Origin of the sequence: Nocardiopsis sp. NPDC006198 (assembly GCF_040613895.1) — a bacterium.
Classification (GTDB): Bacteria; Actinomycetota; Actinomycetes; order Streptosporangiales; family Streptosporangiaceae; genus Nocardiopsis; species Nocardiopsis tropica.
Genome location: NZ_JBEXSY010000020.1, coordinates 63,707 through 76,508 on the forward strand (window position 1 = coordinate 63,707; position 12,802 = coordinate 76,508).

At 72.5% G+C, this 12,802-nt stretch carries 11 protein-coding genes; 8 read left to right on the plus strand and 3 right to left on the minus strand.

Going from position 1 to position 12,802, the window contains the following annotated elements; all coding sequences use genetic code 11:
- Nucleotides 1-233: 233 nt before the first annotated feature.
- On the plus strand, nt 234-587 hold the full coding sequence (locus ABZ234_RS16010; RefSeq protein ID WP_267946440.1) for a RidA family protein: 354 nt from the start codon (nt 234-236) through the stop codon (nt 585-587).
- A gap of 2 nt (nt 588-589) precedes the next feature.
- A complete protein-coding gene (locus tag ABZ234_RS16015) occupies nt 590-1,459 on the plus strand; it encodes a tyrosine recombinase XerC (RefSeq protein WP_352984106.1) in 870 nt (289 codons plus the stop codon).
- Between the two features lie 70 nt (nt 1,460-1,529).
- Here ABZ234_RS16015 and ABZ234_RS16020 read toward each other — a convergent pair whose 3' ends face one another.
- Entirely contained in the window at nt 1,530-2,402 is an 873-nt protein-coding gene (locus ABZ234_RS16020; RefSeq protein WP_355012550.1) for a M23 family metallopeptidase, read from the minus strand.
- Nucleotides 2,403-2,714: 312 nt separating this feature from the next.
- On the opposite strand from ABZ234_RS16020, the gene rpsB reads away from it, so the two are divergent.
- From rpsB to ABZ234_RS16050, 6 genes are all read left to right on the plus strand, one after another.
- On the plus strand, nt 2,715-3,668 hold the full coding sequence (rpsB, locus tag ABZ234_RS16025) for a 30S ribosomal protein S2 (RefSeq protein ID WP_267946437.1): 954 nt from the start codon (nt 2,715-2,717) through the stop codon (nt 3,666-3,668).
- A gap of 134 nt (nt 3,669-3,802) precedes the next feature.
- Nucleotides 3,803-4,639, plus strand: coding sequence for a translation elongation factor Ts (gene tsf / locus ABZ234_RS16030; RefSeq protein ID WP_267946436.1), 837 nt, complete (start codon nt 3,803-3,805; stop codon nt 4,637-4,639).
- Nucleotides 4,640-4,822: 183 nt separating this feature from the next.
- Nucleotides 4,823-5,548, plus strand: a complete 726-nt coding sequence (gene pyrH / locus ABZ234_RS16035; protein ID WP_267950507.1) for a UMP kinase — start codon at nt 4,823-4,825, stop codon at nt 5,546-5,548.
- A 60-nt stretch (nt 5,549-5,608) separates the two neighbouring features.
- On the plus strand, nt 5,609-6,166 hold the full coding sequence (frr, locus tag ABZ234_RS16040) for a ribosome recycling factor (RefSeq protein ID WP_267946435.1): 558 nt from the start codon (nt 5,609-5,611) through the stop codon (nt 6,164-6,166).
- A 3-nt stretch (nt 6,167-6,169) separates the two neighbouring features.
- On the plus strand, nt 6,170-7,102 hold the full coding sequence (locus ABZ234_RS16045; RefSeq protein ID WP_355012551.1) for a phosphatidate cytidylyltransferase: 933 nt from the start codon (nt 6,170-6,172) through the stop codon (nt 7,100-7,102).
- A 106-nt stretch (nt 7,103-7,208) separates the two neighbouring features.
- Entirely contained in the window at nt 7,209-8,390 is a 1,182-nt protein-coding gene (locus ABZ234_RS16050; RefSeq protein WP_267946433.1) for a pyridoxal phosphate-dependent aminotransferase, read from the plus strand.
- Nucleotides 8,391-8,450: 60 nt separating this feature from the next.
- On the opposite strand, the gene ABZ234_RS16055 is transcribed toward ABZ234_RS16050, so the two are convergent.
- Both ABZ234_RS16055 and glgB read right to left on the minus strand, forming a co-directional pair.
- Complete coding sequence (locus tag ABZ234_RS16055) at nt 8,451-9,875, minus strand: APC family permease (protein ID WP_344176434.1); 1,425 nt, start codon at nt 9,873-9,875, stop codon at nt 8,451-8,453.
- A 375-nt stretch (nt 9,876-10,250) separates the two neighbouring features.
- Complete coding sequence (gene glgB / locus ABZ234_RS16060) at nt 10,251-12,773, minus strand: 1,4-alpha-glucan branching protein GlgB (RefSeq protein ID WP_355012552.1); 2,523 nt, start codon at nt 12,771-12,773, stop codon at nt 10,251-10,253.
- Nucleotides 12,774-12,802: the final 29 nt, after the last annotated feature.

The following is a 12,802-nucleotide window of genomic DNA, read 5'->3' on the forward strand; positions in this document are numbered from 1 at the left end:
AGGGGGCGGCTGCCGCGCGGGGCCTGCCGTGCGGGGCCTGCGGTGGTGACCCTCGCGCCGCACGGCCCTTCTGCGGTGTGGGGCAGCCCGCCCCAGGGGCTTCCCGCCGACCGGGGCCTGCCGCTCGGGGCCGCCGCCGGGCGGGGCCCGCTGCGGCGCAGCCGCGCGGGGCGGCTCGGCGGGCGCCGAACCGGGCACGGATAGCGGGGCGCGATGGCGGGTAGGGTTCCGCCATGGCCAAACCGTACAGTGACGTCGTGCTCGCGGACGGCCCGCTGCTGTTCGTCTCCGGACAGACCCCCGAGGCCCCCGACGGGGACGTCGCCGGAGGGGTCGAGGGACAGACCCGGCAGGTCTTCCGCAACATGGAGCGCGTCCTGGCCCGCCACGGGGCGGACCTGGGACACCTGGTGAAACTCACCTACTACCTCCGCCACATCGCCGACCTCGACGAGTTCCGCAGCGCCCTGGTCGACTGCCTTCCCGGGGAGCACCGCCCGGCCGGGACCCTGGTGGAGGTGAGCGGCCTGGTCAACCCGAGGTACCTGGTGGAGATCGAGGGCGTGGCCTGCCTGCCCCGGGAGTGAGCGTGCTGGACCGCTTCGCCGCCCACCTGTCCGGTGAGCTGGGCCGCTCACCCCACACCGTGCGCGGGTACCTCGCCGACCTGCGCTCCCTGCTGGCCTTCCTGGAGGAGAACGGGTACCGGGTCGAGGACCTGGACGTGCTCCTGGTGCGCGGTTGGCTGTCCCGGTCCCGCGACGCGGGGGCGAGCCGAGCCACCGTCTCCCGCCGCGTGGCGGCCGTGCGCGCCCTCACCCGGTACCTGCACCGCGAGGGGGTGCTGGCGGCCGATCCCGGCCCGCGCCTGTCCGGCCCCTCCCAGCGGCGGTCCCTGCCGGCGGTGCTGGACGAGGGGCAGGCCGCCGCGGCCCTCTCCCGGCCCCCGGGGGATGCCCCCCTCGACCTGCGCCGCCGGGCGGTGGTGGAGGTGCTGTACGCCACCGGCGTGCGGGTCGCCGAGCTGTGCGCCCTCGACCTGGCCGACGTGGACCGCGAACGCGACACGGTGCGCGTCCTGGGCAAGGGCGCGAAGGAGCGCACGGTCCCCGTGGGCGCTCCCGCGCTGGACGCCCTCGACGCGTGGCTGTCCGGCGGACGGCCGGAGATGGCCTCGGCCGCCGGCGGCGCCGCGCTGTTCGTCGGCGCGCGCGGCGGCCGGCTGGGGGTGCGCCAGGCCCGTGAGGACGTGCACGCGTACCTGCGCGCCGCCGGCGCGGACGGGGCCCCGCACGGACTGCGGCACAGCGCCGCCACGCACCTGCTCAACGGCGGGGCCGACCTGCGCAGCGTGCAGGAGTTCCTGGGCCACGCCAGCCCGCGCAGCACGCAGATCTACACGCACGTGTCCGTGGAGCGCCTGCGCGACACCTACCGCCGGGCCCACCCCCGGGCCTGAGCGGACCACCGTGTCCGCCGGCCGCACCCGCGTGCGGGCGGAGGCTGCGTCCCGGCCGTGCCCGCCCTCATCACCCCGGCGATCGCATCCGCGCGCGGGCGGAGGGCGTCGTGGTGCGCGATGCCGGCCAGGACACCGATCGGCCGCACCCGCGTGCGGGCGGAGAGCCCTCTGCCCGTCTCCGGGGCGCACCTCCCCGGGGCCCACCGGCGGGTGCGGGACGGCTGCCGCGCTCCTTCGCCTCCGGCCGACCCGCGGGACCGCCCCCTTCCAGGGGCCCAGGGGCGCCGGCCGGTGCGAAATCCGCCACTCCGCGCCCGCCGGGCCGGGAGCGCCTCCGGGACGCGCGCCTGCGCCCGACCCGTGTCCCCGGGGCCGCACCGCCGGAGCGGGGGCGGTAGGAGTGAAGGGCGCCGACCGCACGGGGCCACCGGGCCGGCGGGGGTCCGGCCCGGGCCGGCCCGAGGGGGAGGAGCCGGACCTCGCCGAGGCCGAGCAGGCCGAGCGGGTCGAGGTAGTCGTCGCCGCGGAGCAGGCCCCAGTGCAGGCAGGGGCGGTCGCGGCAGTGGGGTGGGGCGGCGGCCAGGACGCCGAGGAGGTCCCCGGCGGAGACCGGGTCGCCGCGCGCCAGGTCGGACTCCACCGGGAGGTAGGTGGTGCGGAGGTCCCCGTGGGCGACGCTGACCAGGGGTGTCCCGGCCACCGTGCCGGCGAAGCGCACCCGGCCGGAACCCGCGGCGTACACCTCCTGCCCGGGCTCGGCGGCCAGGTCCGCGCCCAGGTGCCCCGGGAGCCAGCGCTGCTCGGGAGGGTCGAAGGGGCGCAGCACCCCGGGGGCCGGGGACAGGGGCCAGCGCCAGCCGGTGTCCCCCGACGCGGGGGAGGCGGGCGACCACAGGAGCGAGGCGAACAGCAGCGGGAGCAGGAGGCGGGAGAGGTCCATGCCTCCAGGGTCGGGGAGGGGGGGCGGGGGCCGCCAGGGGCTTGCCGGCAACTGTGGACAACCCCGGCCCCGGGGCGCCGGACGGGGGCGCGGGGTCACTCGTAGGCGCAGCACAGGTCCGGTGTGTGCCCGGCTGAGGATAGAATCGTCCGTGGCCCGTCGGGCCGATCACAATACGCACGTCCACGCGCCTCCTCACGGAGGGGTCGTACCTACGGTCCACCCCGCTTCGGCGGGATGGCGGTGCGGCCGGGGCGTCAGGCACAACCGACGGCGGAGAGACTCTCTCCGCCACCGCAAGGAGGACCAGTCATGGCCACAGTCGTGACGACTCGCCAGCTCCTGGAGAGCGGCGTCCACTTCGGGCACCAGACCCGTCGCTGGAACCCGAAGATGAAGCGCTTCATCCTCACGGAGCGCAACGGCATCTACATCATCGACCTCCAGAAGTCGCTGGCGCACATCGACCGCGCCTACGAGTTCGTCAAGCAGACGGTCGCCCACGGCGGCACCGTCCTGTTCGTCGGTACCAAGAAGCAGGCGCAGGAGGCCATCGACGAGCAGGCTCGTCGTGTCGGCATGCCCTTCGTCAACCAGCGCTGGCTGGGCGGCATGCTCACCAACTTCTCCACCGTCCACAAGCGGCTCCAGCGCCTCAAGGAGCTGGAGGAGATCGACTTCGACGACGTCGCCGGCTCCGCGCTCACGAAGAAGGAGCTCCTCAACCTTCGCCGTGAGAAGGAGAAGCTGGAGCGCACCCTCGGCGGTATCCGCGACATGTCCCGCGTGCCCAGCGCGGTCTGGATCGTGGACACCAAGAAGGAGCACATCGCGATCAGCGAGGCTCGCAAGCTGAACATCCCGGTCGTCGCGATCCTCGACACCAACTGCGACCCGGACGAGGTCGACTACCCGATCCCGGGCAACGACGACGCCATCCGCTCGGTCAGCCTGCTGACCCGCGTGATCGCCGACGCCGTGGCCGACGGCCTCATGGCCCGTTCCGGCGCCTCCGAGGGCACGGGCGAGCAGAAGGCCGCCGAGGAGCCCCTGGCCGAGTGGGAGCGCGAGCTCCTGGAGGGCAAGACCGAGACCGAGGCCGCCCCGGCCGCGGACGCGGACGCCCCCGAGGTCGACAAGGAGCTGACCGAGGCCCCGGTCGAGACCCCGAAGCCCGAGGTCGAGGCCGCGATCGAGTCCGAGGCTCCGGCTGAGGCCCCGGCCGAGGCCCCGGCGCAGGAGTCCACCGAGGGCTCCGCCGAGTAGTCAGCGGTCCCAGGGACGACGGAACACCCCCGGTGCCGCCCCGCCTCCGGGCGGGGCGGCACCGGGGGTGCACGTCCAGGCTCCGCTCCTCTTTCCGAACAGACTCTCCACTCCAAGGGAATCCGAGAACAGTCATGGCGAACTTCACCGCCGCGGACGTCAAGAAGCTGCGCGACATGACCGGCGCGGGCATGATGGCCTGCAAGAAGGCCCTGACCGAGGCCGACGGCGACATCGACAAGGCCGTCGAGGCCCTGCGCGTCAAGGGTGCCAAGGACGTCGGCAAGCGCGCGGAGCGCACTGCCGCCCAGGGCATGGTCGTCCTCAAGCAGGACTCCGAGGGCAAGGCGACCCTCATCGAGCTCAACTGCGAGACCGACTTCGTCGCGAAGAACGACCAGTTCATCGCGCTGGCCAACCAGGTCGCGGACTTCGTCGCCGCGCACGAGAGCGACGACCTCGCGACCGTGGCCGCCTCCGAGATCGAGCCGGGCACGAGCCTCCAGACCTTCATCGAGGGCAAGGGCGCCGTGATCGGTGAGAAGCTGGAGTTCCGCCGCTTCGCCAAGTTCGACGGCGTCTACGTCGCCAGCTACCTGCACAAGTCCGACCCGGACCTGCCCCCGACCATGGGCGTCCTGGTCGAGCTGGACAAGGCCGACGCCGAGGTCGGCAAGGACCTCGCCCAGCAGATCGCCGCCCTCGCCCCGCAGTACATCGGCAAGGACGACGTCCCCGCCGAGGTCGTGGAGAACGAGCGCCGCATCGCCGAGCAGACCACCCGCGAGGAGGGGAAGCCCGAGCAGGCCATCCCCAAGATCGTGGAAGGCCGCCTCAACGGTTTCTTCAAGGACGTGACGCTGCTCGGCCAGCCGTTCGTCAAGGAGAACAAGAAGTCCGTCCAGAAGGTCGTCGACGAGGCCGGCGTGACCGTCAAGCGCTTCGTCCGCTTCAAGGTCGGCCAGGCCTAAGAGCTTTGAGATGATGGAGGTGCCGGGGAGACTACTCCCCGGCACCTTCGGTGGATATGGGCGGATTTCGGAGCACGCGCTCCCTGTCCGCCCTCAGCAGGAACACTCGGGGGACCCTGTGCCACTCGGGGACGACAAGGGAGGCCACAGGCCGTGAACGAAGCGACGATCACCGAACCGGCGATGCACGATTCCGGTTGGAAGCGCGTGATGCTCAAACTCTCCGGGGAGGCGTTCGCCGGCGGGGGCGGACTGGGCATCGATCCCGAGGTCGTGCAGTACGTGGCGGAGTCCATCGCCGAGGCGGTCTCCGAGGGCATCCAGGTCGCCGTGGTCGTCGGCGGCGGCAACATGTTCCGCGGCGCGCAGCTCACCGAGGGCGGCATCGAGCGCGGACGCGCCGACTACATGGGCATGCTCGGCACCGTCATCAACTGCCTCGCCCTCCAGGACTTCCTGGAGCGGCTCGGCGTGGACACCCGGGTGCAGACCGCCATCCACATGAGCCAGGTCGCGGAGGCCTACATCCCGCGCCGCGCCATCCGCCACCTGGAGAAGGGCCGCGTGGTCATCTTCGGCGCCGGTCTGGGCGCCCCGTTCTTCTCCACCGACACCACTGCCGCCCAGCGCGCCCTGGAGATCGGCGCGCAGGCCGTCCTCAAGGGCACCCAGGTCGACGGGGTCTACGACTCCGACCCGCAGCGCAACCCGGACGCGGTCAAGTTCGACAAGCTGAACTACAACGAGGTCCTCACGAAGGGCCTCAAGGTCATGGACGCCACGGCGGTCAGCCTCTGCATGGACAACGGGATGCCCATCGTGGTGTTCGACCTGATGAGCCAGGGCAACATCCTGCGCGCGGTCCGGGGTGAGAAGATCGGCACCATCGTGGGGCCGACCACCGCCTGACACCGGCCCCAGGGCCGCCAAGAAGCCACGAACACCACAGCCGAGAACCGGGAGCGCCACATGACCGAAGAGACCCTCCTCGAGGCCGAGGAGAAGATGGAGAAGGCCGTGACCGTCGCGAAGGAGGACTTCGCGACGATCCGCACGGGCCGTCCCACCCCGGCCACGTTCAACAAGATCACCGTCGACTACTACGGTGCCCGGACGCCGATCAACCAGCTGGCCTCCTTCTCGGTTCCGGAGCCGCGCATGGTGGTCATCTCCCCGTTCGACGTCAACTCGCGCACCGACATCATCAACGCCATCCGCAACAGCGACCTCGGGGTGAACCCGTCCGACGACGGCCAGGTCATCCGCGTGGTGTTCCCGGACCTGTCCGAGGAGCGCCGCAAGGAGTACGTGAAGGTCGCGCGGACCAAGGCCGAGGACTCCAAGGTCTCGATCCGCAACGTCCGCCGCCGTGCCAAGGACACCTTCGAGAAGGCCGTGAAGTCGGGCGAGCTGGGCGAGGACGAGGCGCACCGCGCCCAGGCCGAGCTGGACGAGCTCTCCCAGAAGTACGTCGCGGCCATCGACGAGGTGCTGAAGCACAAGGAAGCCGAACTGCTCGAGGTCTAGCCGGTGACGACTTCTTCCAGCGGCTCCGGAGGCGATGACCACTCACCGGAGCACAGACCCGACGCGGGACCGCAGGACGATCCCGACAGGGCCGGCCAGCGCTTCGTGCTGCACAAGCCGGGGGGCGAGCCGGTCAGGACCGGCCGCAACCTCCCGGTGGCCATCGCGAGCGGGTGCGTCCTGGGCGCTCTCGTCTTCTTCTCCATCTTCCCCCTGCCACAGCTGTTCACGATCATCACCTCCCTGGGGGTGCTGATCGGGCTGCGGGAGCTCAACCGGGCGTTCGCGGGCAAGGGCACGACCCTCGCCCTCGTACCCCTGGCCGTGGGCGGCGTCGCCATGCAGGTGGCCGCCTACTTCGGGGGAACCGAGTGGCTGGCGGGGACCACCGCCCTGACCGCGATCATCGTGCTGGTGTGGCGGCTGCGCGGCGGGGCGGACGGGTTCGTGGCCGACGCCTCGGCGAACCTGTTCACCCTGGTGTACCTGCCGTTCCTCCTGGGCACGTGGCTGCTGCTCGTCTCGCATCCCGAGGACGGCCAGTACCGGCTGGTGACGTTCATCGTGGTGACGATCTCCAGCGACATCGGCGGCTACTTCGCCGGGATCATGCTGGGCCGGCACAAGATGGCGCCGGTGATCAGCCCGAACAAGACCTGGGAGGGCTTCGGCGGCTCCGTGGTGGGGTGCGCGGTCGCCGGCGCCCTGTGCGTGACGCTGATGCTGGACGGCCCCTGGTGGGTCGGCGCGGTCCTGGGTCTGGCCGTCGTGCTCGCCGCGACGGTCGGGGACCTCATCGAGTCGCTGTTCAAGCGCGACCTGGGGGTCAAGGACATGGGCCGGTTCATGCCGGGCCACGGCGGACTGATGGACCGGCTGGACTCGCTCCTCATCGCGGGTCCCGTGGTGTGGATCGTGCTCAGCCTCCTCCTCTAGGGGAAGCACGGAGGACCGTGTCGAGGGGGCGGACCCGGGGGGTCCGCCCCCTCGGCGTCCCCGGTCGGGAGTGGCCGGTGGCGGGGCGTGTGGATACGCTCGTCGGGTGGAAGAACCGCTGATCGAACGAATGCGTGTGTACGGCGAGACGATCTTCGCCGAGATGACGCGCCTGGCCATGGAGACCGGGTCGGTCAACCTGGGACAGGGTTTCCCCGACACCGACGGTCCCCGCTCCCTGCTGGAGGGCGCCTCCCGCCGCGTCCTGGAGGGGGTGAACCAGTACCCCCCGGGGCCGGGGAGGCCGGAGCTGCGGCAGGCGGTGAGCCGGTACCGGGCCCGCCACTACGGCATCGAACTGGATCCCGACAGCGAGGTCTACATAACGGTCGGGGCTACCGCCGGCATCGCCGCCGCGATGCTCGCCCTGGTGGAGCGCGGCGACGAGGTGATCGTCTTCGAGCCGATGTACGACTCCTACGCCGCGATGATCACCCTGGCCGGGGGTGTGCGCAGGTCGGTGACGCTGCGCCCCGACGCCGTCTCGGGGCGGTTCACCTTCGACCCGGAGGAGCTGCGCGCCGCCGTGGGGCCCCGCACCCGCATGGTGCTGGTGAACTCGCCGCACAACCCCACCGGCACGGTCTTCACCCCCGACGAGCTGGAGGAGATCGCGCGGGTGTGCCGGGAGCACGACCTGATCGCGTTCACCGACGAGGTGTACGAGTTCCTGACCTTCGACGGCAGGCCGCACGTGCCGCTGGCGACCCTCCCGGGTATGCGGGAGCGCACGGTGTCGGTGTCCTCGGTGGGCAAGATGTTCGCCGTCACCGGCTGGAAGACCGGCTGGGTGATGGGACCGGAGCCGCTGGTCAGCGCGGTGCGCACGGTCAACCAGTTCCTGACCTTCTCCGCCAACGGCGCGCTGCAGCTGGCGGTGGCGGACGCGATCGACGGCGAGTGGGAGTGGGTGGCGGCCCAGCGCGCGGCCCTCCAGGGCAAGCGCGACCGCCTCGCGTCGGGCCTGGCCGCCGCCGGGTTCGAGGTGAACGTGTCCGAGGGCACCTACTTCGTGATGGCCGACATCCGCCCCCTCGGGTTCGGCAGCGGGCTCGACGTGGCGAGGGCCCTGCCCGCCGGGGCCGGTGTCGCGGCGGTGCCCGCCCAGGTGTTCTACGACCACCAGGAGGAGGGGGCGCACCTGCTCCGCTTCGCGTTCTGCAAGAGGGACGAGGTCCTGGACGAGGCCGTCTCCCGGCTGACCGCGTGGCACGGGCGCGGGGCCTGAACCGCGACGGGGCGCCGCCGGACCCGGCACGCGGTCCTCCCGGCCGGGAGGACCGCGTCCTCATGTGCGGGGAGCGCCGGCGCGGGCGTCCATCGCCTCGACCAGGCGGCGCTCGGCGTCCGCGCCGGGGGCGATCCGGGGGAGGCGCCACAGGAGCGCGGCGCCCGCCGCCCACCACAGGGCGACCATGAGCCACTCGTGGGGCCAGCCCAGAGCGGCGGGCATGCCGGGCAGGTACAGCAGGAACAGCCCGAAGGACAGGACGAGGGCGGTCACGCCGACCGGCACACCGGCCGGGACGGTGAAGGGCCGCTCCATGGCGGGGTCGCGACGGCGCAGCACCAGGAAGCTCACGACCACCAGCATGTAGGCGGCGACGATGTTCATGCCGCCCGCGTTGGTGAGCCAGACGAGCATCGGGCGGCCGAAGAACGGGGCAGCCAGGGACAGCGCCCCGATGAACAGGACGGCGTTGGAGGGCGTGCGGAAGCGCGGGTGCAGGTGGCCGAACCAGGCCGGGAGCATCCGGGCCCCCGCCATGGCGAAGACGAGGCGGCTGCCCCCGATGAGGAAGGCGTTCCAGCTGGTCAGCAGTCCGGCGATGCCGCCGAGGACGAGCAGGTCGCCCATGGCGTCACTGCCCCACAGGGCGGCGACGGAGTCGGCGGAGGCCAGTTCGGACGCGGAGAGCTCGGCGGCGGACAGCCCGGCGCCGGCGGTGAGCACGACCATCACGTACCAGGCGGTCGCGCAGAACACGGAGACCACCAGCAGCGTGCCGACCATGCGGTGGGGGATCCTGATCTCGGAGGCGGACTGGGGGATGACGTCGAAGCCGACGAACAGGAACGGGACCGCCACCAGCACCACGAACACGCCGGGCACGCCGCCGGTGAACAGGGGTTCCATGTTCTCGGCGGAGCCGCCGACGAACGACCCGGTGAGCATGACCGCGCCGACGGCGACCAGGAACAGCACGGCGACGACCTGGAAGGCGCTGGCCGGCCTGATGCCGACGTAGTTGACCGCCGTCATCAGCACGGCGACGACGACGCCCACGGCGACGAGGTCGGCGTGCACGTCGTATCCCGCGACGGTCCACAGGTGCCCGACGCCCATGCCGGGGAAGAGGTAGACGAGGGTCTGGGGGACGGCGACGGCCTCGAAGGCGACCACGGACACGTAGCCCAGGACCATGGCCCAGGAGGCGGCGAAGGCGCCCCTGGGGCCGATGGCGCGCATGGCGTAGTGGTGCTCGCCGCCCGCGTGGGGCATCGCGGAGACGAGTTCGGCGTAGGTGAGGCCGACGAAGGCCATGACGACGCCGCCGATGACGAAGGCGAGGGCGGCGCCGAGGCTGCCCGCCGCGCCGATGAAGTCGCCGACGAGCACGATCCAGCCGAAGCCGATCATCGCGCCGAAGCCGAGCGCGAGCACGTCACCCCTTCCCAGGACCCGGACGAAGTTCTGGCGCTTGTCGGTCATGGGCGATCCCAACGCTCGTGCCTGTGATGGGGGACACAAAAGCACGTCGGCGGATCAGAGTGAAGGTGTCGTTCCGGACATATTCTCCCGCCCTGTTGTCCAGGCAGTCGCAAGATCCGATGATCCTCTGTCATGCCGGACGGGGGAGGGCGGCCATGGAGTCACGCACAGTGGCCGGAGGTTCGGGTGTCGCGCCTGGTCGGTCGCGGGGCGCTCGGGGACGGGGCCGTGCGGGTCACGGCGGGTGTGCGCGGAAGGGCGGTCGTCGGCGGCCCCGGACGGCCGCCGCGACACGTCGGCCCCGTGTGGCGGGCGAGGCCGGGCCCCGGCCGCCCCCACGGGCGGCCGGGGCCGTTCGGCGGAGCCGGCGCGCGCCTACCGCTCGGGCTCGAACCAGACCGCTCCCAGGGGCGGGAGGGTGATCGGCGCCGAGTGCGGCTGGCCGTGCCACGGGGTCGGCTCGGCGTCGACGTGCGCCGGGGCGGCGTGCCCGGAGCCGCCGAACCTCGTCTCGTCGGTGTTGAGGACCGCGTTCCAGCGGCCGCCGGACGGCAGGCCGATCCTCCGGTCCCCACGGGGCACGGGCGAGAAGTTGACCGCGCAGGCCAGCACCGAGCCGTCGTCCCCGTGGCGCAGGTACGAGAGCGTGTTGCCCTCGTGGTCGCCGCCGTCCAGCCACCGGAACCCCGCGGGGTCGGTGTCCCGGGACCACAGCGCCGCCCTGGGCCGGTAGAGGTCGTTCAGGGTCTTGACCAGGCGCTGGACGCCCGCGTGGTGCTCGAACTGGAGGAGCCACCACGGCACGCCCTCCTCATGCGACCACTCGTCCCCCTGGGCGATCTCCCCGCCCATGAACAGGAGCTGCTTGCCGGGGTGCGACCACATGAAGGCGAGGAGCGCCCTCAGGGTCGCCGAGCGCTGCCACTCGTCGCCGGGCGGCTTGTTGAACAGCGAACGCTTGCCGTGCACCACCTCGTCGTGGGACAGGGGCAGCACGTAGTTCTCGCTGTACGCGTAGACCATCGCGAACGTGACGTCGCCGTGGTGGTACTTGCGGTGGACCGGTTCCTTCTTGACGTACTCCAGGGTGTCGTGCATCCACCCCATGTTCCACTTGAACCCGAAGCCGAGCCCTCCGCGGTCCACCGGGGTCGTCACGCCCGTGTACGCCGTGGACTCCTCGGCGATCATCGCGACGTGCGGGTTGCGCCGGTACACCGTGGTGTTGAGCTCCTTGAGGAACCCGATCGCCTCCAGGTTCTCCCGCCCGCCGAACACGTTGGGCTCCCAGGCGCCGGAGTCGCGGGAGTAGTCCAGGTAGATCATCGAGGCCACCGCGTCCACGCGGAGGCCGTCGACGTGGAACTCCTCCAGCCAGTACAGGGCGTTGGCGACGAGGAAGTTGCGCACCTCGGTCCGCCCGTAGTTGAAGATCAGCGTGCCCCAGTCGGGGTGCTCGCCCCGCCGCGGGTCCGGGTGCTCGTACAGCGCGGTCCCGTCGAACCGGGCGAGAGCCCAGTCGTCCTTGGGGAAGTGCGCGGGCACCCAGTCCAGGAGCACGCCCACCCCGGCCCGGTGCAGGGAGTCCACCAGGTACCGGAACTCGTCCGGCGACCCGAAGCGCGGCGTGGGCGCGTAGTACGACGTCACCTGGTAGCCCCAGGAGCCGTCGAACGGGTGCGCCGTGACCGGTAGGAACTCCACGTGCGTGAACCCCAGGTCGGTCACGTACGCGACCAGCTGCTCGGCCAGCTCGACGTAGCCCAGGCCCGGGCGCCAGGAGCCCAGGTGCACCTCGTACACGCTCATCGGGGCCCGGTGCTGCTCCACCCCCTTGCGCTCGGCCGTCCACGCCTGGTCCCCCCAGGAGTACGACGACGTGGTGACCACCGACGCGGTGGCCGGCGGCACCTGCGTGCGGCGCGCCATCGGGTCGGCCTTGTCCCGCCAGTGCCCGTCCGAGCCGAGGACCTGGAACTTGTACAGGGCTCCGTCGCCCACCCCGGGCAGGAACAGCTCCCACACACCGGAGGAGCCCAGGCTGCGCATCGGGGATCCGACGCCGTCCCAGTGGTTGAAGTCGCCGATCACGCGGACGCCGCGCGCGTCCGGCGCCCACACGGCGAACCCCGTGCCGGGCACCTCGCCGATGGGGGTGTCCTCGACCCGGGTGTGCGCGCCGAGGGCGTTCCACAGCTCCTCGTGGCGGCCCTCGCCGATCAGGTGCAGGTCGAGCTCGCCCAGGGTCGGGGCGAACCGGTACGGGTCGGCGGCCACGTGCTCGGCGGCCCCCTCGGCGTAGCGGGCCGCGATCCGGTAGTCGGGCGGGGACCCGAGCCCCTTCCCGGACACCTCGCCGGAGAAGACCCCGCGGTGCAGGTGTTCGAGGCGCACCCGGGAGCCGTCCCGAAGCACGGCGTGCACGTCCAGCGCGCCGGGGCGCAGGGCCCGCAGCACGGTCCCGCGGCCCTCGGCGTGCGGGCCGAGCAGGGAGTGCGGGTCGTGGTGGCGGCCCTCGACCAGCCGGTCCAGGGCCGACAGGAGTGCGGGGTCCGGCTCGGCGGCCCTCCGCCGGGCGGCGGGAGCCCCGGTCCCGGACCCGCGGGCCGCCTTCGCGGGGGCCCTCCCCGTGCCCTTTCCGGCGGCCTTCGCCCCCCGGTTCCCCGGTGCGGGCTTCCCGCCGGAGGGCTCCGGCCCCGCGGAGGAGGGGGCCCCGGCCGCGGGGGTGCGCGCGGCGGCCTTCGCCGCCCCCGCAGTCCTCCCCGTCCCGGACGCGGCCTTTCCGGCCTTCCCTGTGGTGGTCCTCGCCGCCGCGGTCCCCTTCGGGGCGGCGGTCCCCGCGGTCTTCGCGGAGGTCCCCGTCTTCGCGGCGGCGGGTGTGCTGTCGGCCGAGGTCATACGGCTCCGTAGTGCTCGTTGCGGTCGGT

Bases quoted from the DNA above. Each gene is read 5' to 3' on its own strand.
- tsf (WP_267946436.1), top strand. From the start codon at position 3,803: ATGGCGAACTTCACCGCCGCGGACGTCAAGAAGCTGCGCGACATGACC.
- frr (WP_267946435.1), top strand. From the start codon at position 5,609: ATGACCGAAGAGACCCTCCTCGAGGCCGAGGAGAAGATGGAGAAGGCC.
- pyrH (WP_267950507.1), top strand. From the start codon at position 4,823: ATGCACGATTCCGGTTGGAAGCGCGTGATGCTCAAACTCTCCGGGGAG.
- rpsB (WP_267946437.1), top strand. From the start codon at position 2,715: ATGGCCACAGTCGTGACGACTCGCCAGCTCCTGGAGAGCGGCGTCCAC.
- ABZ234_RS16020 (WP_355012550.1), bottom strand. From the start codon at position 2,402: ATGGACCTCTCCCGCCTCCTGCTCCCGCTGCTGTTCGCCTCGCTCCTG.
- ABZ234_RS16010 (WP_267946440.1), top strand. From the start codon at position 234: ATGGCCAAACCGTACAGTGACGTCGTGCTCGCGGACGGCCCGCTGCTG.
- ABZ234_RS16055 (WP_344176434.1), bottom strand. From the start codon at position 9,875: ATGACCGACAAGCGCCAGAACTTCGTCCGGGTCCTGGGAAGGGGTGAC.
- glgB (WP_355012552.1), bottom strand. From the start codon at position 12,773: ATGACCTCGGCCGACAGCACACCCGCCGCCGCGAAGACGGGGACCTCC.